At 37.6% G+C, this 17,512-nt stretch carries 20 protein-coding genes; all 20 read right to left on the bottom strand.

Translation table 11 applies throughout. The annotated features are described in order from the left end of the window. Position 1: 1 nt before the first annotated feature. Entirely contained in the window at positions 2-403 is a 402-nt protein-coding gene (locus HYG86_RS10570; RefSeq protein WP_213165540.1) for a F0F1 ATP synthase subunit epsilon, read from the bottom strand. 11 nt (positions 404-414) lie between these two features. Then, positions 415-1,800: a F0F1 ATP synthase subunit beta gene (gene atpD, locus HYG86_RS10565; protein WP_213165539.1), complete on the bottom strand. Its 1,386-nt coding sequence runs from the start codon at positions 1,798-1,800 to the stop codon at positions 415-417. Positions 1,801-1,822: 22 nt separating this feature from the next. Then, positions 1,823-2,662 (bottom strand): ATP synthase F1 subunit gamma, encoded by an 840-nt coding sequence (gene atpG / locus HYG86_RS10560; protein WP_213165538.1) that lies wholly within the window; start codon positions 2,660-2,662, stop codon positions 1,823-1,825. Between the two features lie 25 nt (positions 2,663-2,687). Beyond that, a complete protein-coding gene (gene atpA, locus HYG86_RS10555; RefSeq protein WP_213169225.1) occupies positions 2,688-4,196 on the bottom strand; it encodes a F0F1 ATP synthase subunit alpha in 1,509 nt (502 codons plus the stop codon). A gap of 5 nt (positions 4,197-4,201) precedes the next feature. After that, positions 4,202-4,765 (bottom strand): ATP synthase F1 subunit delta, encoded by a 564-nt coding sequence (atpH, locus tag HYG86_RS10550; protein WP_213165537.1) that lies wholly within the window; start codon positions 4,763-4,765, stop codon positions 4,202-4,204. Then, positions 4,746-5,249: a F0F1 ATP synthase subunit B gene (gene atpF / locus HYG86_RS10545; RefSeq protein ID WP_213165536.1), complete on the bottom strand. Its 504-nt coding sequence runs from the start codon at positions 5,247-5,249 to the stop codon at positions 4,746-4,748. Before atpF ends, atpH begins: the two co-directional genes overlap by 20 nt. 150 nt (positions 5,250-5,399) lie before the next feature. Further along, entirely contained in the window at positions 5,400-5,654 is a 255-nt protein-coding gene (gene atpE, locus HYG86_RS10540; RefSeq protein WP_213165535.1) for an ATP synthase F0 subunit C, read from the bottom strand. Positions 5,655-5,688: 34 nt separating this feature from the next. Further along, entirely contained in the window at positions 5,689-6,354 is a 666-nt protein-coding gene (gene atpB, locus HYG86_RS10535) for a F0F1 ATP synthase subunit A (protein ID WP_213165534.1), read from the bottom strand. Position 6,355: 1 nt separating this feature from the next. Continuing rightward, the gene (locus HYG86_RS10530; protein WP_213165533.1) at positions 6,356-6,790 is read right to left on the bottom strand and encodes an ATP synthase subunit I; all 435 of its coding nucleotides are present in this window, start codon (positions 6,788-6,790) and stop codon (positions 6,356-6,358) included. Between the two features lie 15 nt (positions 6,791-6,805). Continuing rightward, positions 6,806-7,018: an AtpZ/AtpI family protein gene (locus HYG86_RS10525; RefSeq protein WP_213165532.1), complete on the bottom strand. Its 213-nt coding sequence runs from the start codon at positions 7,016-7,018 to the stop codon at positions 6,806-6,808. 278 nt (positions 7,019-7,296) lie between these two features. Then, positions 7,297-8,112 (bottom strand): 3-keto-5-aminohexanoate cleavage enzyme, encoded by an 816-nt coding sequence (gene kce / locus HYG86_RS10520; protein WP_213165531.1) that lies wholly within the window; start codon positions 8,110-8,112, stop codon positions 7,297-7,299. Between the two features lie 2 nt (positions 8,113-8,114). Next, positions 8,115-8,507, bottom strand: coding sequence for a 3-aminobutyryl-CoA ammonia lyase (kal, locus tag HYG86_RS10515; RefSeq protein WP_213165530.1), 393 nt, complete (start codon positions 8,505-8,507; stop codon positions 8,115-8,117). A 19-nt stretch (positions 8,508-8,526) separates the two neighbouring features. Beyond that, positions 8,527-10,479 carry a cell division FtsA domain-containing protein gene (locus HYG86_RS10510; protein WP_213165529.1) on the bottom strand — a complete coding sequence of 651 codons (1,953 nt, stop codon included), beginning with the start codon at positions 10,477-10,479 and terminating at the stop codon, positions 8,527-8,529. A 148-nt stretch (positions 10,480-10,627) separates the two neighbouring features. Beyond that, positions 10,628-11,584: a lysylphosphatidylglycerol synthase transmembrane domain-containing protein gene (locus tag HYG86_RS10505; RefSeq protein WP_213165528.1), complete on the bottom strand. Its 957-nt coding sequence runs from the start codon at positions 11,582-11,584 to the stop codon at positions 10,628-10,630. Between the two features lie 179 nt (positions 11,585-11,763). Further along, positions 11,764-12,231, bottom strand: a complete 468-nt coding sequence (locus HYG86_RS10500) for a deoxycytidylate deaminase (RefSeq protein ID WP_281391271.1) — start codon at positions 12,229-12,231, stop codon at positions 11,764-11,766. Next, positions 12,206-12,835, bottom strand: coding sequence for a uracil phosphoribosyltransferase (upp, locus tag HYG86_RS10495; protein WP_213165527.1), 630 nt, complete (start codon positions 12,833-12,835; stop codon positions 12,206-12,208). Before upp ends, HYG86_RS10500 begins: the two co-directional genes overlap by 26 nt. A gap of 54 nt (positions 12,836-12,889) precedes the next feature. Next, positions 12,890-14,122, bottom strand: coding sequence for a serine hydroxymethyltransferase (locus HYG86_RS10490; protein ID WP_213165526.1), 1,233 nt, complete (start codon positions 14,120-14,122; stop codon positions 12,890-12,892). A gap of 17 nt (positions 14,123-14,139) precedes the next feature. Continuing rightward, on the bottom strand, positions 14,140-14,694 hold the full coding sequence (locus HYG86_RS10485; RefSeq protein ID WP_213165525.1) for a TIGR01440 family protein: 555 nt from the start codon (positions 14,692-14,694) through the stop codon (positions 14,140-14,142). Positions 14,695-14,704: 10 nt separating this feature from the next. Further along, complete coding sequence (rpiB, locus tag HYG86_RS10480) at positions 14,705-15,142, bottom strand: ribose 5-phosphate isomerase B (protein WP_246451742.1); 438 nt, start codon at positions 15,140-15,142, stop codon at positions 14,705-14,707. Positions 15,143-15,273: 131 nt separating this feature from the next. Then, positions 15,274-17,442: a methyl-accepting chemotaxis protein gene (locus HYG86_RS10475; RefSeq protein ID WP_213165524.1), complete on the bottom strand. Its 2,169-nt coding sequence runs from the start codon at positions 17,440-17,442 to the stop codon at positions 15,274-15,276. Positions 17,443-17,512 lie beyond the last annotated feature (70 nt).

Raw genomic sequence — 17,512 nt, 5'->3', positions numbered from 1 at the left:
TCTATTCTCCTTTTCCAGCAACATCAATACGAGTCAAGGCCTTTCGCAAGGCCACTTCTGCTCGTTTAACATCTATAACATTTTTATCCTTAGCTAATCGTTCTTCCGCTCTTTGTCTAGCTTCTTCTGCCCTTTCAACATCTATTTCATGGGGTAATTCCGCAGTATCCGCAAGAAGTACAGTTTTTTCTTTACTTACCTCTAAAATACCGCCCCCCACAGCAATCAGTTTGCCTAAGCCATCGTTCTTTACAAGAAGCTGACTTATTGTCACTGGTGTTAAAAGGGGTGCATGGTTTGCCATAATACCCAGGTCACCATCTACAGCTCGGGCTATAATCATATCTACCTCTTCAGAAATAAGTTTCCTCTCAGGGGTAACCAATTCAAATAAAAATTTCATAGATTAGCCACCTACTCTTCTTTGGCTCTTTTAATTACATCATCGATGGTACCAGCCATGTAGAATGCAGATTCAGGAATATCATCATGTTTACCTTCAATTATCTCTTTAAATCCACGTATTGTTTCTTTGATAGGTACATATGCACCCGGTGAGCCAGTAAATGCTTCAGCTACGAAGAATGGTTGTGAAAGGAACCTTTGTATTCTTCTTGCTCTACCTACAATAAGCTTGTCATCTTCAGATAATTCATCCATACCTAATATAGCGATTATATCTTGAAGTTCTTTATATCTTTGTAATACTTCCTGAACACCCCTAGCTACATTGTAATGCTCTTCACCAATAATGTTAGGGTCTAAAATCCTTGAAGTTGAGTCAAGGGGATCCACGGCTGGGTATATACCTAACTCTGAGATTTTACGGGAAAGGTTTGTGGTTGCATCTAAATGAGCAAAGGTAGTTGCAGGCGCTGGATCTGTATAGTCATCTGCGGGAACATAGATGGCTTGAATAGATGTGATAGAACCTTTTTTAGTTGATGTAATACGCTCTTGCAATTGACCCATTTCAGATTGTAGTGTAGGTTGGTAACCTACGGCAGAAGGCATCCTACCTAAAAGTGCAGAAACCTCTGAACCTGCTTGGGTAAAACGGAATATGTTATCAATAAATAACAGCACATCTTGTCCTGCTTGATCTCTAAAGTACTCAGCCATTGTAAGACCAGTTAGTGCAACCCTTTGCCTAGCTCCTGGTGGCTCGTTCATTTGACCAAATACAAGGGCTGTTTTATCAATAACACCTGAGTCTTTCATTTCATAGTATAAGTCGTTACCTTCCCTTGTACGTTCACCTACACCTGTAAATACTGAGTAGCCACCATGCTCTGTGGCAATGTTACGGATAAGCTCCATAATAAGAACCGTTTTACCTACACCGGCACCCCCGAAAAGACCAATCTTACCACCCCTTGAGTAAGGTGCTAATAAGTCTACTACTTTGATACCAGTCTCTAGCATTGCAGAAGAAGTATCTTGCTCTTCTAAGCTTGGAGCACTCCTATGTATAGTGTCATACTGTTTAGCATTTACTTCTCCTTGTCCATCTATAGGCTCACCTAGTACGTTAAAAAGACGTCCTAAGGTCTCCACACCTACTGGTACACTGATGGCTTTACCTGTATCTACGGCTTCCATACCCCTTACTATACCGTCTGTACTATCCATAGCTACACATCTCACAGAATTATCCCCAAGATGCTGGGCAACCTCTACAACTAACTTACCTTCTTTTAAAGGAATATCTACTGCATTGTATATATTAGGTAATTGTCCACCGCCAAAAGATATATCTACTACGGGACCAATTACTTGTATAATCTTACCTTTATTCATATGGCCCTCCTCCTTTCTATGCCTATAATGCGTTTGCACCATTTACTATTTCTAAAATTTCTTGGGTTATTGCAGCTTGACGAGCCCTATTATAAGTCAATGTAAGTTGGCCTATCAACTCAGATGCATTATCAGTAGCAGAACCCATAGCTGTCATTCTAGCACCATGTTCTGATGCCTTGGCTTCGTTTAGAGATTGATAAATCATCCCAGTTAGATATTTTGGTATAAGAGAGTCCAACACGGACTCCACAGACGGTTCAAACAAGTAGAGACTCGTTTGTTTTTCGCCTTCATTTTTGTCCACAGGGAGCATCTTCTCATGTACAACTTTTTGAGATAAGGCGTTTATAAATTGAGTATAGATAATATGAACCTCGCTAAAAATTCCTTCTTCAATCATTTGGGTTACTGTACCAAAAATTGAAGTGCTTTGATTAAAGCTCGGCTCATCACCAATGTCAAGAAACTCAGCTACTATATTATATCCACGACGTCTAAGAAGATCTCTACCTTTCCTACCAACAGTGATTACGTAAGAGTTCTCTTTGTCGATATCCTTTATAGCGGTACGTAAAATATTTGCATTGTATCCGCCACATAGGCCTCTATCTGCAGTCACTACTATATAGGCTGGTTTTCCCTCAGGGTTGCCATTTAAGATAGGATTAGAGTAGTCAGTGGTATTACTTAAAACCCTTTGTACAACCTCACGCATTTTTTCACCGTATGGCTTTGAAGAAGCTACTTTGTCTTGTGCTTTTCTAAGTTTAGCAGCAGCAACCATTTTCATAGCCTTTGTTATTTGCTGAGTGTTGTTTACCGTTTTAATCCTTCTTTTTATATCTCTGATTCCTTGCATAGCATCACCTCATTCCTTTATAGGGTTAACCTATAAAGGCCTTTTTAAATTCTTCTAATGCCTCTCTTAGCTTAACCTCAGTTTCATCAGAGATCTTTTGTTCTTCTATGATGGTTTGACCAATCTCAGCCTTATTTTGATGCATGAACTTAATGAATTCAATCTCAAATTTAGCTATTTGAGGCAACTTAACATCATCTAAGTATCCTTTAACACCAGCAAAGATAATAAAGACTTGATCAAGTACTGATTTAGGGCTATATTGTCCTTGTTTAAGGATCTCTGTCAATCTTTCTCCACGGGAAAGTTTTTGTTGAGTTGCCTTATCTAGATCAGATCCAAACTGTGCAAAGGCAGCAAGTTCTTTAAATTGTGCAAGGTCAAGACGCAATGTACCTGCAACTTGCTTCATAGCTTTGATTTGAGCACTTCCACCAACCCTAGAAACAGATAAACCTACGTTTATAGCTGGTCTTATACCTGCGAAGAAAAGATCCCCTTCTAGGAATATCTGTCCATCGGTAATTGATATAACGTTTGTAGGGATATAAGCTGATACGTCACCGGCTTGTGTTTCTATAATAGGTAGAGATGTTATAGACCCACCACCAAGCTCATCATTGAGCTTAGCAGATCTCTCTAATAGCCTTGAGTGAAGATAGAAAACATCTCCAGGATAAGCTTCTCTACCTGGCGGTCTTCTAAGGAGTAGAGACAACTCTCTATAACTGGCAGCATGTTTAGACAAGTCATCATAGATAATAAGTACATGTTTGCCGTTGTGCATGAATTCCTCACCAATTGCTGTTCCGGCATATGGAGCTAAGTATAATAGAGGCGCTGGCTCTGATGCAGTAGCAGCTACAACTATGGTGTAGTCCATGGCACCAGCTTCTTCTAGCCTTTTAACAACTCCAGCCACTGTAGAGTTCTTTTGCCCTATGGCAACATAGATACAAATTACACCAGTATCCTTTTGATTTAAAATAGTGTCAACAGCGATAGCTGTTTTACCAGTACCCCTATCACCTATAATAAGTTCCCTTTGACCTCTACCAATTGGAACCATTGAATCTATTGCTTTAATACCCGTTTGCAATGGCTCATGAACACTCTTTCTTGCCATAACGCCAGGGGCTTTTCTTTCAACAGGTCTAAAGGTGTTAGTATCAATTTGTCCCTTACCATCTAGGGGTAAGCCTAGGGGGTTTACAATTCTACCAATAAGCTTGTCTCCTACTGGCACTTCAACAATACGTTTTGTTCTTTTAACTGTATCGCCTTCTTTAATACCTGTATATGGACCTAAAATTATGGCACCTACATTATCTTCTTCTAAGTTAAGTACCATACCAAACACTTCACCAGGGAATTCTAATAACTCTCCAGCCATGGCTTGATCTAATCCATGTACCCTAGCAATACCATCACCAACTTGAATAACTGTACCAGTATCTACTACTTCAAGTCTTGACTCATAGCCTTCAATTTGCTTTTTAATAACGGAACTTATTTCTTCTGGTCGTAAGTTCATACTCATTATTCCCTCACCTCAACTTCCATAACTTGTGCTTTTAAAAGGGATTCCTTTATTTTACTTATTTTAGTTCTAATACTTCCATCAATAACTTTGTTTCCAATCTTTATAATCAAACCACCTAATATGGTCGGATCAATACTTCTGTTGATATTAACTTTTTTACTTGTGGACTGCTCCAACTTTTTCTGAAGCTCCATCATTTGAGCATCATTCAGCTCTAAAGCAGATGTTACTTCAACATCTATTAGACCTTTATGTACGTCTGTCAATACAAGGAAGTACTGAGCGCATTCCCTTAGAAATTGTATTCTTCCTTTATCAGTTAACAAACGAATAAAGTCATATGTATATTGGTTCACATTGCTTTTAAAAGCATTTTGAATTAATTGTTCTTTATCGTTTTTCTGAATCTTAGGGTTTTGTAGAAAGCTACTCAAAGATGGGTTGCTTTCAAAAGATTGTAGTATAGCTTGGCAATCTGCAGCAATGTCATCAATTAAATTTCTTTCTTTAGCTAGGTCAAATAAACCCTTGGAGTATCTTTTAGCGATGGTATTTCTCATATGATTCTCCCATCCCTTCAATAACTCCATTTATAAGTTCAGCACTTTTTTTAGGGCTGATGGAATCCTCAACTGCCTTAGAAGCTATCATCGAAGCTAGCACAGCCACCTCTTCTTTAAGGTATGTAATAGCTTTATTTCTTTCTAATTCTATCTCGTTTTTAGCCCGTTGTATTATTTTGTCTGCTTCTATTTTAGCTTCACGAACTATTTCTGCCCTTTCCTCTAGACCTTTAGCTACGGCACTGTCAATAATAGTCTTAGCTTCACCTTTAGCGTTTTCAAGTCTATTATTCAACTCTTCTTTTAGCTTATCTGCTTCTTCTCTATTGTTTTTCGCCATATCTAAATCAGATCTAATTTTTTCAGTCCTCTTATCCAAAACCTCTGTAACTGGTTTGAATAAAAGCCATCTAAGAATAAGGAAAAGAGCTATGATATTAATTGTTATTATAATAATTCTACCTATATCTAAATCTAACAAATTAAGGCCCTCCTTTCACTGAAGGTAATTATATGAAGTGTTATTTACACTTGTGGTTTTACTATTTTTTTGCAGCCAGCTCATCCTTATAACGGTTGGTAAAAAGTAAGGGAATTAGAGGAGTACTCCAATTCCCCATTTACCTGTGGATTAAATAATTCGGTTTACTATACCAATAAGGATAAAGGCGATAACGAACGCGTAGATACCAGTTGTCTCAGCAACTGCTTGACCTAAAAGCATAGTTAGAGTTATAGGACCTCTTGCTTCAGGCTGACGACCTACTGCTTCAACACCTTTACCAGCAGCATAACCCTGACCGATTCCAGGACCAATACCTGCGATCATAGCGATACCTGCTCCTAAAGCTGCAAATGCTGCTACAGTAAATATTGTAGGCTCCATTTTTTCCCCTCCTTTCACAAGTTAGTGTAAAAAATTATTCTAATGCTAAGGTTATGAAAACCATTGTAAGCATTACAAAAATAAATGATTGTAATAATCCTGCAAATAAATCAAAGTACATATGTGGAAGTATTGGTATAAATAGTGATAATATACCATACTCCCCATAAATCATTGCCAAAATAACAGAGCCTGCGAAAATGTTACCAAACAAACGAAATGCTAAGGAAACTGGTTTTGCTAGTTCGCCTATAACATTCAATGGGAAAAATACAAAAACAGGTTCAGCTAAGCCTTTAATATGTCCAAAACCCTTTTTCTTTAATCCATTATAATGGATTAGTAAAAAAGTCATAACTGCCAAAGACACTGTCACGTTTATATCTGCTGTAGGTGGCAATATACCAAATATTCCAGATATATTGGAGATACCAATAAACAGTAGCAGGGTACCCATATATGGAGCAAAGCTTTTCCTTTCGTCACCCATTGTTGATGAAACCAGTGAGTTAACTGTTTCAACTAGAAACTCTGTAAAGTTTTGAAGACCATTTGGGACTTCCCTTTTCATACTATTTTTCATGATTATAGCTAAAATTATTATCACAGCCATTATAATCCACATGTTACGAATGGATTCTGTTATTTCCAAACCAAAAATTTCCAAGACTACCCGAGGTCCTTCAAGAAGTTGTTCCATATTATCTGTTGTCCCCCCTCTCGTACTTTAGTTTTTGTTTATGAAAAAATTCTTTCATACTGTTTTTTACAAACAAGTATACTGCTTCAAACAAGATTATGTATTTAACCAATAAAAGCCCTACAACTAATGCTGGAAAGCTAATCCAATCATTAGTGAATGACACATACATAACCCCTATGGTCAGAGAAGCTCTTATTAAATATTTGACTATAGCCTTTGCCTTCGCCTGCGTGGGGCTCGTAAGCTCTAAAATCTGTACTGTAGATAGGGCAATAAGCCTAAAGTTTGTTATTGCCATCATGCCACCTATTATAATACCCCAAACAACTGAAATATTACTAAAAACAAAAGCAGATGTAGCCAGTAATAACACAACAATAGTAACACGTTTAGCTATTTTCTTAAATTCCGCTTCTACATTCTGTGGTAGCATGTGCCACCTCCAAGCTTAAAAGAGTTTAATTATAAATTTGTAAATGGTCCAAAATCCAGAAAATATACCCAAAAAAATGAATAAAACAAACAGCAAAAAGCTTCCAGTAATGTTCTGTATGTATACACCTAGGTAGTATCCCACAAGTATATTTGCTGTCATTAGTATACCGATGTATGTAACTAGGCCTAGATATTTAAATACTTCTAGCAAGTGTTTTTTTTCCAAAATTTCCACCCCATAATTATACAATATATACTAATAAAAAACAATTTACTTATGTAAAGAGAATTAAATCACATAGTGTCGATAATTGGGTGCGCTATATATCGATATTTTACCACATTTAACCTAGGTTAACAACATGTTAAATATTTCACATAATATTAACATACCTCCACTCATTCTGTAAATTGCTAATTATCAATTTATAATCTGCTTTAATACTCTAATACTTTTTGATTAACAAATACAGGTTGGCAGTTAAAACTGCCAACCTGTATTTGTTAATTTGATAGCCCTAGAATCTTCCTAGCTGTACTTGTATCTGCAATTTCCCTACCCAAAATTCCTGCTAAGTCAGCTATCCTCTTTACCAGCTGAGCATTAGACTGTGCTAACTCCCCTTTAGCGAAGTAAATATTGTCTTCAAAGCCTACTCTAACATGTCCTCCCATTAGAATTGCATGTGTCCCAAGTGTTAGCTCATGTCTACCAATCCCTGCAACACTCCAGGTTGATCCCTCAGGTAATCTTTTGGATAAATAGAGAAGTTCTTCAATCCCACCCACCATAGCTCCAGGCACTCCTAATACAAAATCAAAATGCATGGGTTCTGCTATTAATCCTTTTTTTGCTAGGCGGACAGCATTGTCAATCATTCCACTTTCAAATACCTCTATCTCTGGTTTCACTTCATATTCTTGCATCTTTTCTGCAAAGGCTTTTATATACTGTGGAGAGTTAAAAAATACATCATTACCGAAGTTTACAGTGCCCGCTGTTAATGTAGCCATTTCCGGTTTGAGTGCAAGGGGCGCCATCCTTTCTTCTATAGGTGCTCCCACAGCTCCACCTGTAGAAATTTGTATTATCACATCACACTTTTCTTTAATTAGATCTATGGTTTTTTTAAATGTTTCCACCGATTGTGTAGGCTTCCCCTGCTCATCACGCACATGTAGATGTATTATAGACGCACCAGCTTTGTAGCATTTGTATGCTTCTTCAGCTATCTCCTTTGGGGTTATTGGCAAAGCAGGATTATGGGCCTTTGTTGTCTCTGCACCTGTAAGGGCAGCTGTTATTATTAAAGGTTTCACACTTATTCCCCCTTTAATCTTTGCAAATTTTTAGGAACGACGCAGGTTCCCGAAGCCTTGCAAACTAAAATAGGTTCCGAAAGAACTTCTGCCTGGGATGGTTCACCACCAGGGAGTGGGCGTATTACCTTCCATGCTTCAAAATCCATTTTACGAGAAGTGTTCCCCAAGTGGGTTATTTTTCCAACTGCTTCTATGTAGTCACCTGCATACACAGGGGCTTTAAACTCAACTGCGTCATATGCTACAAAAAGACCTTCATCTCCATCATTTCTAATTAAAAGCTCTGTGGCTACATCTCCGAATAGTTGCAACATCTTAGCTCCATCCACAAGTCCCCCACCATAATGAGCATCGTGTTGACTGATTCTAACTCTAATCATAGCCTTTTCCATACTTTCTTCCTCCCTTTTTTTAGTTCCAGTGTATTTCTATTTTATCGTGGTGCACAACACTTTCTGCAAAGTTAGATTCTAGACCATTTTTTTTAATTACTAAAACTCCTTTAGGGTTTGAGATATCAAAATTCAGTTTATCGAAAACATCAACAACTAAAGGGTTTTCCTTTGTAATAATAATTTCTTGTCCATTGGCATTTACTGAAATGTTTTTAAGTTTAGTTCCCGAATCTTGTTGTTTTTTTTTGTATGTAATCTCTTGTACCCCTGTTAAAGACGGATTTCCTGTTATTATTTCTCCATCAAAATACACTTCATGTTCATCAAAATTAATCCCTAGGTTAAGTTGATGTAAGCGTAACTTATAGATAAATTCAATTTGGTCCCCTGTTTTTATGTTGTATTCTTCGGAAACATTTATACCATTCACCAATACCTCGTCTATAACACTAACTTTTTCATGGTTTACAGCAACATACTTTTTGTATGGCTTAATTACATCTTTTATGAGCATAAGGGCATTTTGAGGGTTATGGGGGAATATGACTGTAATGCTATCTCCCTCAACTACTTTATCATCGAGGGTAGCCTTTTTATTATTTAAGTATATTTCACCAGGAAATCCTCTAGTACCTTTTATAACTATTTCTTCCCCTTGTATTTTATATTTTATGTCTTTTCCCATTCCACCTTTAAGGATATCTTCTACTTTAACTCCTGCAGAGAATAGACCCTGTGCCACAGTGGTTCTTTTAGCGTTAAATAAGGTTACTTCTTTTTCATTAACATAAACTGTAATAAAGTGGTGAATAGCCTTCTTTTTTGCTATAGCACCTATGCCAAGGGGCGTTACGATCTCAGGCCCCCTCAAACTCTTAGTGCGTGTATTTTTAAATTTAACGTTTTCTAAGGTTTCCCTATCCCTAACAGCTACCCTTTCTAGGGGCAAGGACAGGTTGTTTGCTAGCTTTTCCCTTAGGAGACCAACTTGACTACCACCACCCACACAAAACACTGCGCTAGGAGGCTTCCCATTTAAGTCAATTATTTCTTTGGAAATATCGTCAGCCAAATCTGAGACAGCCATTTCAATTGCAGTATTAAAGCTATCCCTAGTGATTTCTTGAGCAATTCCCAAAATATCGGTAATGTTTGCTTTCTCCTGCCTTGATAATGTTATTTTTAGTTCCTCAGCTGTCTGAAAATCAATTAAGTAATGTCCAGCTACAGCTTCTGTTATTAGATCTCCTGCCTTTTGTACCATTTTATATCCTATTATGGTGCCCCCTTTTGAGATAGCTATGTCCGAGGTGCCTGCACCTATATCTACTAACGCTAAATTGAGCATGCGAAACCGAGGGGGTATAGCTATTTCCATAGCCGCAATAGGCTCTAGGGTCAGAGATTCTATGGCTAAATCAACCTTCTTAAGGACTTCAAATAAGCTATCAATAACTATATTTGGCAAGAAAGTAGCAATAATCTCCATTTCCACAAGGCCACCCTTTTGTCCCTCTAGGGTATCTATATTATAGTTATTTAATTTTTGTGTTAGTATGGAATATCCTACACAATATAGTGGTTCATCGGGAAAGAGTTTAGCAATCTCATTTTTACATCTTACTAGGGCCTCTACTTCAACTTGCTGTATGTGGCTATGATTTATAAGTGATATGTTGGAAAAATCCTGAGTTGCAGAGCCTCTTACTGTGCGCAAGGTTCTTCCAGCTGCAGCTATTGCGGCACTGGTTAGCTTAGTTTTGCTTCTCTTCTCCAAATTTTCTTTCACTTTTTTTACAACAGCTGCCACTTTATTTACATCGTGTATTTGTCCATCTTTCATTGCTCTATCTTGATGTGTTTCCACATGTTGAGCTACTACTTCAAGGTTTTCACCAGAATTCTTAATTATCAGTCCTATAACGGTTCTTGTACCTATATCCAAAGCAAATATATTATGGTTTTCCATTTAAACATCACCTTTTACTGTTTGGTTTTACTATCAAATTCTCCATTTCTGCTTTTTTTCCTGCAAAATCTTTATAATTTTCTCAGGTAGACAGAAGTAGACCTCTTTGTAAGGCATGGGCTGAATACGTAACATTCAGTAAAATTTTTCAGAACAGTTTAGTTTCCCTTATGGCTATAAAGGCTCCTACCATAAGAGGGATATAAAAATTTATGAATCTGATAATCAATATAAAAACAGCAAGCTGACCTCCTGATAAAAGGTTTGAAAAAATACCGTAATACAAAAGTTCAACAACTCCTGCACCTCCCGGTACGGGAGATAAAGGTATGGTCATATATACAGTTGCTTGTTGAAAAAGAAGCCCTATTGGATTCAAAGGTAAATTTAGCCTTTGGGCCAAAATTATAGCTGGGGAGAAAAATACTATCCAGTAGCACAGTGTTAATAAAAAAGGTATAAAAGGTTTATGTAATAATATTTCTTTTACTTGCGGGGTCACAACAACTTCCTTGTCTTTAAATTTATTAGGTAAAAACTTGATAAATTTTGTTAGTTTTTTTAAAGAATTAAGTTTAAATACTAGTGCTGTGTAGAATAGGAATGTTCCTAAGACCATCACAGTTACAGCGTAAAAAGCTCCCTCTCCAACGGCTCCCCAACCTCTATTGCCTCTGTAGATAATATAGTTTGCAACTATAAAGCTAAGAAAAATCATTTTTGTAAATAAAAGTCTAAGTATGGCCAAGGCACTAAAGCTTTCTAAGTCTTCTCCCTTTTTTAAACCCCAATACATAAACATAGGAATTTCACCACTTCCTAAGGGTGTGGAAAATGCTCCAAACATTGTAACTAAGTGAAGTTTTATGGCATCTTTTAGGTTTAGATTTATCTTTAGTTTATTAGATAACCACTTTAGCCTAAGACCTTCAATTAGCCAGCTTAGGATTAAAAGGAATAGTAGTGTTATTATTAGGTTTTTGTCTATGGCCTTTAAGCTTTCTACGGTTGTTGGGTGGAAGTCTCTTATAAGTAATGCTATGTTTATCAACACGCCAATGGCAATAGCTAAAACTAAAAGCCCTTTGGCAAATCTTTTTTTCAAGCAGAACACTCCTTTAAATACTTAATATTTTGATTAGCTTAGCCAAACTAGCCAAGCAAAAACCTGATGCAATTTTTATGATTGTTTCCATGGTAACTGGTTATCTATTATTAGAAACATCTAGTATTCTAAAAGAACATCATTATACGGAAGGCCGAATAATGATGTTCTCTCTAAATCTAAATCTTTATTATGTCCACAGATGCCTGTTTTAGCATCTCTTCACTTAGTTTATCGGGATATCCTTCTAAAAAAACAACTCTTTTTATACCACCGTTTATTATCATTTTAGCGCATAGTACACATGGCTGATTGGTGATATATATGGTGGCATCTTTGATAGAAATCCCATGCATTGCAGCATGCACGATGGCATTTTGTTCAGCATGTAATCCCCTGCAAAGCTCATGTCTCTCCCCAGATGGTATGTTTAACTGTTGTCTTAGACAGCCGGTCTCACTACAGTGTGGCAGATTACTTGGAGCCCCATTATATCCACTGCTTAGGATTCTTTTATCTTTAACTAACAACGCCCCTACTTGGCGCCTTAGACAAGTGGATCTCTTAGCAACAACCTGTGTAATCTCCATGAAATAATGGTCCCAGCTTGGTCTTTCTTCTTTACTTTGTTCCGAATAATCTATCACCAGCGTCTCCTAGTCCTGGTACAATATATCCGTGGTCATTTAAACGTTCATCAACAGCAGCAACAAAAATATCTACATCTGGATGTGCTTTTTGCACAGCTTCTATACCTTCTGGTGCAGCTACTAAGCACACAAGCTTTATATTTTGTGCCCCTCTATCTTTAAGAAATTTTACAGAAGCAATGGCAGATCCGCCTGTTGCTAACATAGGATCTACTAAAATCAAATCCCTCTCTGCGATGTCAGTAGGAAGTTTACAGAAGTATTCCACGGGCTGTAGTGTTTCAGGATCCCTATAGACACCTACATGTCCAACTTTAGCAGCAGGTATAAGTTTAAGAATTCCTTCCACCATACCAAGTCCTGCACGTAGTATTGGAACAACACCTATCTTTTTCCCCGATAAAGCCTTTGTGGTTGCTTTACATACAGGAGTCTCTATTTCAACGTCTTGAAGAGGTAAGTCTCTCGTTACCTCATAGGCTAAAAGCATTGAGAGTTCCTCCACTAATTCTCTAAATTCCTTTGCCCCAGTATTTTTATCCCTAATAAGCGTTAGTTTATGTTGGATTAGTGGATGGTCTAATACTATTGTTTTACCCAAGCGAATCACTCCTTGTTTTGATTTTTGGTCCGTCTTAAAAGTGCCTATACTATTTTAATATAAAGGTAAGCTTTTGCATAGTGTTTCTACTCTTTTTTTACAACTTTCAAGTATTTCTTGATCTTCGTTAGATTTTAAAACTGTAACAATAATATCAGCTATATCATCCATTTCCTTTTCTTTAAAGCCTCTGGTTGTCACAGCAGGTGTCCCAATTCTTATACCACTGGTAACAAAGGGACTCTGTGGGTCAAAGGGTATGGTGTTTTTGTTAACTGTTATACCAATTTCGTCTAGTATATGTTCGGCATATTTTCCAGTAAGGTTTAGGCTTCTTAAGTCCACTAACATTTTATGGGTGTCTGTACCATTACCAGCTAAGGTAACTCCTCTATCCATTAACCCCTTAGCTAGAGCTTTGGCGTTACTCATAACCTGCTCAATGTAGTTTTTAAAATCAGGTTCCATGGCTTCCTTTAAAGCTACAGCTTTAGCTGCAATAACATGCATTAGTGGTCCCCCTTGAAGTCCAGGGAAAATTGCTTTATCAATTAGCTTCTTATGTTGTTCTTTACAAAGGATCATGCCGCCTCTTGGACCTCTTAAGGTTTTATGAGTGGTTGTGGTTACAAAATCTGCGTAAGGAATTGGGCTTGGGTGTAGTCCTACAGCAACAAGGCCTGCGATGTGAGCCATGTCAACCATTAGATATGCACCAACCTCATCTGCGATCTCTTTAAATTTAGCGAAATCTAAAGTATGTGGATAGGCGCTTGCACCAGCAACTAACAGCTTAGGTTTAATTTCATGGGCTAACTTTCTAACTACTTCATAGTCAACCTTCCCTGTGCTTTCTTCAACACCGTAAGGATGAAAATTATAGTAAACCCCTGATATATTCACTGGGCTTCCGTGAGTCAAGTGTCCTCCATGGGATAGGTTCATACCTAGAACCTTATCCCCAGGTTTTAGTATGGCGAAATATACTCCCATATTAGCCGATGCGCCAGAGTGTGGTTGAACATTGGCATGGTCCGCCCCAAAAAGTTCCTTAGCCCTATCTATGGCTAATTGCTCTACAACATCAACATATTCGCACCCACCATAGTATCTCTTATTTGGGTAACCTTCTGCATATTTGTTTGTCAGTACAGAACCTTGAGCCTCTAAAACAGCTTGACTTACAAAGTTTTCAGAAGCAATAAGTTCTATTTTATCCCTTTGTCTACCTAGCTCCTGCTGAATAACCTCATAAATCTTTGGATCAACTTTCTTTAGATTCTCCATAAAAACAACTCCCTTCCCTACTCATATTTTGCTCGTTCTCCACCTATTAGTTTTGGACGAGTTCTTGCCCCAGTTACAAATGCTTTCCCAATATATTTAGTTTTAAACCTAAGTGGTACCGCAACATGCTTTAAGTGCATACCAATTAAAGTGTTTCCTATATCTATACCACCCTTTGCCTTAGCTCCGATATTTTCAACAACAACAGGCTCACGAAATTTTTTCATAGCTTCAGCTGATAAAGCTCCTCCAGCTTTAGGGTGTGGTATAACAGTTACTTCTTCAAGGATATATTGCTCCAAAGTCTCTTTTTCTATAACCAATGCCCGATTTAGATGTTCACAACACTGTATGGCTAGTGCCCATTGATATTGCCTCGATTTTTCCAGTAGAGCTTTAATAATTTGCTCAGCAGTTTCTTGACTAGAAGATGTGCCAATGATTTCTCCTATGACTTCACTGGTGCTGCAACCTATTACAACCATATCCCCCTTTTTAAGTCTAGCTAGACTTTGAAACTCATCTAAGAGTTCTGATAGTTGTGTATATATGTTTTCAACATTACTAACCATTTAGTTTCACCTACATTTCCAACTCAGTAATTTGTCCTATTCTTCTTTGGTGTCTACCACCTTGAAACTCTGTTTCAAGGAAGATTTTAACTATCATTTTAGCAAGGCCAGGTCCTACAACCCTTTCACCAAGGGTCAATACATTTGCATCATTATGCTCCCTTGTTGCTTGGGCAGAGAAACAGTCGTGACAGTTAGCAGCACGTATACCTTTAATTTTGTTTGCAGCAATTGATACACCTATTCCAGTACCACATATTATGATCCCGCATGTATATTCCTCACTGGCAACAGCCTTTGCGGCTATTGCAGCATATTCTGGATAGTCAACACTTTCCTCGTTATGACAACCAAAATCTTTATATTCTATTGAAAGTTCCTCTAGGTAAACCTTTATTTCCTCTTTTAGTTTATAACCACCATGGTCACTGGCTACGGCCACTTTCATGATATAAAACCTCCTTCTATTTCTTATATTTAAATATTACCATATTACTGCGAAAAATATAAGTCAAAACTCTCAAATGGGCAGACTCTAGTCTGCCCATACATAAATATCTATCATCTATATAATACTCATTATAATTTAAATTTATTAACTTGTTCTTTCATTTCTGCAGCCATATCTGTCAGTGATTGCATTGTGGATGTAATTTCTTGCAAACTTGCGGTTTGTTGCTGAGTGGTAGCTGCAACTTCTTGACTTGAAGCAGATGTCTGTTCAGCTACATAGGCAACCTTTTTAGCATCCTCAACAACTTGTTTTACCTCATTATCCTGTAATTGAGCTTGATTATTTATGGACATAATTACTTCTAGTGTTGTCTCAGAAGTCTTTGATATATTTTCCAAGGCCCTATTTGCTTTATCTATAAGTTCTAATTGTCCTTGGGCTTTAGATGATTGGATGTTCACGGCATCAGAGGTATCTGTAACCCTGCTTTGTATTGCTTGGATAATTTTTTTAATCTCCCCTGCGGCTTTAGATGTCTCTTCAGATAGCTTTCGAACCTCTTCTGCAACTACTGCAAAACCCCTACCAGCATCGCCAGCTCTTGCAGCCTCTATAGCAGCATTTAATGCTAATAGGTTTGTCTGACCTGCTATATCTGTAACCACAGTGATAATTTTCCCTATTTTTTGTGCCTCTTCTTCAAGTGTCTCTATATTTTTAGAAACGTGGATATTCCCACTCACTATTTCTTTTAGAGCATCTATAAGTTCCACCATACTCTTCATATTAACTTCAATTGTATCAACCATCTCTTTGTTTATCTGTGTGGCCATACTAGAACGTTGTGCAATATCCCTAGCCAGTTCTGCCACATGGTTGATTTTATCCACAACCCTCTGACTTGCCAATGTCTGATCTTCCGCACCCCTTGCTACTTCCTCAACAGTGGTAGCAATTTGCTGGGATGCCATGGCTGCTTCGTTTGCAGCTATACTTAGCTCTCGTGCAGTGCCCTCTGTTAATTCTGCAGAATAAAGTGAGTTACCCACAAGCTCTTGTAAGGATACAACCATAGCAGTGAAGCTAGATGCCAATTTACCAATTTCATCATTTGTGTTTATATTGAAGCTTTGTGACAAATCACCTTCTGCAATGGCCCGTGCTCCATTGTCAAGAACACGCAATGGTTTAAATGTCCTGCTTACAAAAACTAAGGTTATAATAATAGCCAAAACCAAAAGCCCCAAGGCTACTTTGATGGTGTTATTTCGAATGGCTATAGCCCCTTCCATAACTTCATCTTGACTTTGGTATATAACTGCTACCCAATCATAAGCATTTATATGGGCAAAGGCAGCAAGATTCTCTGTATTGTTATGATTATAAACCATATTGCCACGGGGGGAACCTAATACAGTTTCCCATGGCATGTCCTGCCCCATGTCTACAGAAGTATAAACATATGCATTGTCCCTATGGGCTATGGGCAAACCCTTTGAGTCAAGGACCATTGCCCCTCCAGTTCTTCCAACAATATAGTTATTTGTATAATTCCATAAACTCCTCAAGTTATATTCAACCTCTATAACTCCCACAACCTGATTAACATTCAAGTTAGAGTAAATTGGCATAAATATATTCACAGCGGGAGTACCATTTTCCCCTACATAAAAACCAGAATTATGGGTTTTCCCTTGAATAGCTTCTTGATAGCCTTGTCCTGGCGCTTTAGGTTCTCCAAAGAATCCAGTTGTTCTTACATGTTCAGTGCCCTCTAAGTCGTACACACTGATCCTGTTTATTTTCTCATCTCCACCTGCATAGCTAAATAAGTATTGTCTTGTGGACACAAATTCTTCTCGCCTAAGGTCTGGAGTTTCCGCTACATTTTTAGTTATAGTATCCATATCCCGAATATAGTCATTGACAGTTTCAACTAATCGTTCCGCTAAAGCAAGCTGATTATTTTCAACTTGTGCTGCTAAGTGACTTTGCACTGTAGGAAGTATTATAGCTAATAATAGTATTACAGTAACAAAAACTGCTCCGACACTTATAGCTAGTATCTTGCCATTTAGGCCCTTCAGGTTTATTCTTTTTAGACTTAACCCTCTCAGGTTAATTTTTTTAAAGTTAAACTTGTTTTTTTTCTTATTAGTAGATTTTACATTGCTTGCCAGTGCCTGCGAAGATCTTGATTTTTTAATTGCAGGAATCTTTATTTCCCTAATTTTTGCGGGAATGCTTTTTAACATTTTAATCCCTTTTGTAAGAAGCTCTTTACTTTTACTCATACTATACCTCCTTAGGCGCTTATGCTAATTCTAGTATTATTCTACTTTTTTCCACAAATTCCTTCTTAAA

Origin of the sequence: Alkalicella caledoniensis (assembly GCF_014467015.1) — a bacterium.
Taxonomy (GTDB): domain Bacteria; phylum Bacillota; class Proteinivoracia; order Proteinivoracales; family Proteinivoracaceae; genus Alkalicella; species Alkalicella caledoniensis.
This window is presented reverse-complemented; position numbering and strand designations above follow the sequence as displayed.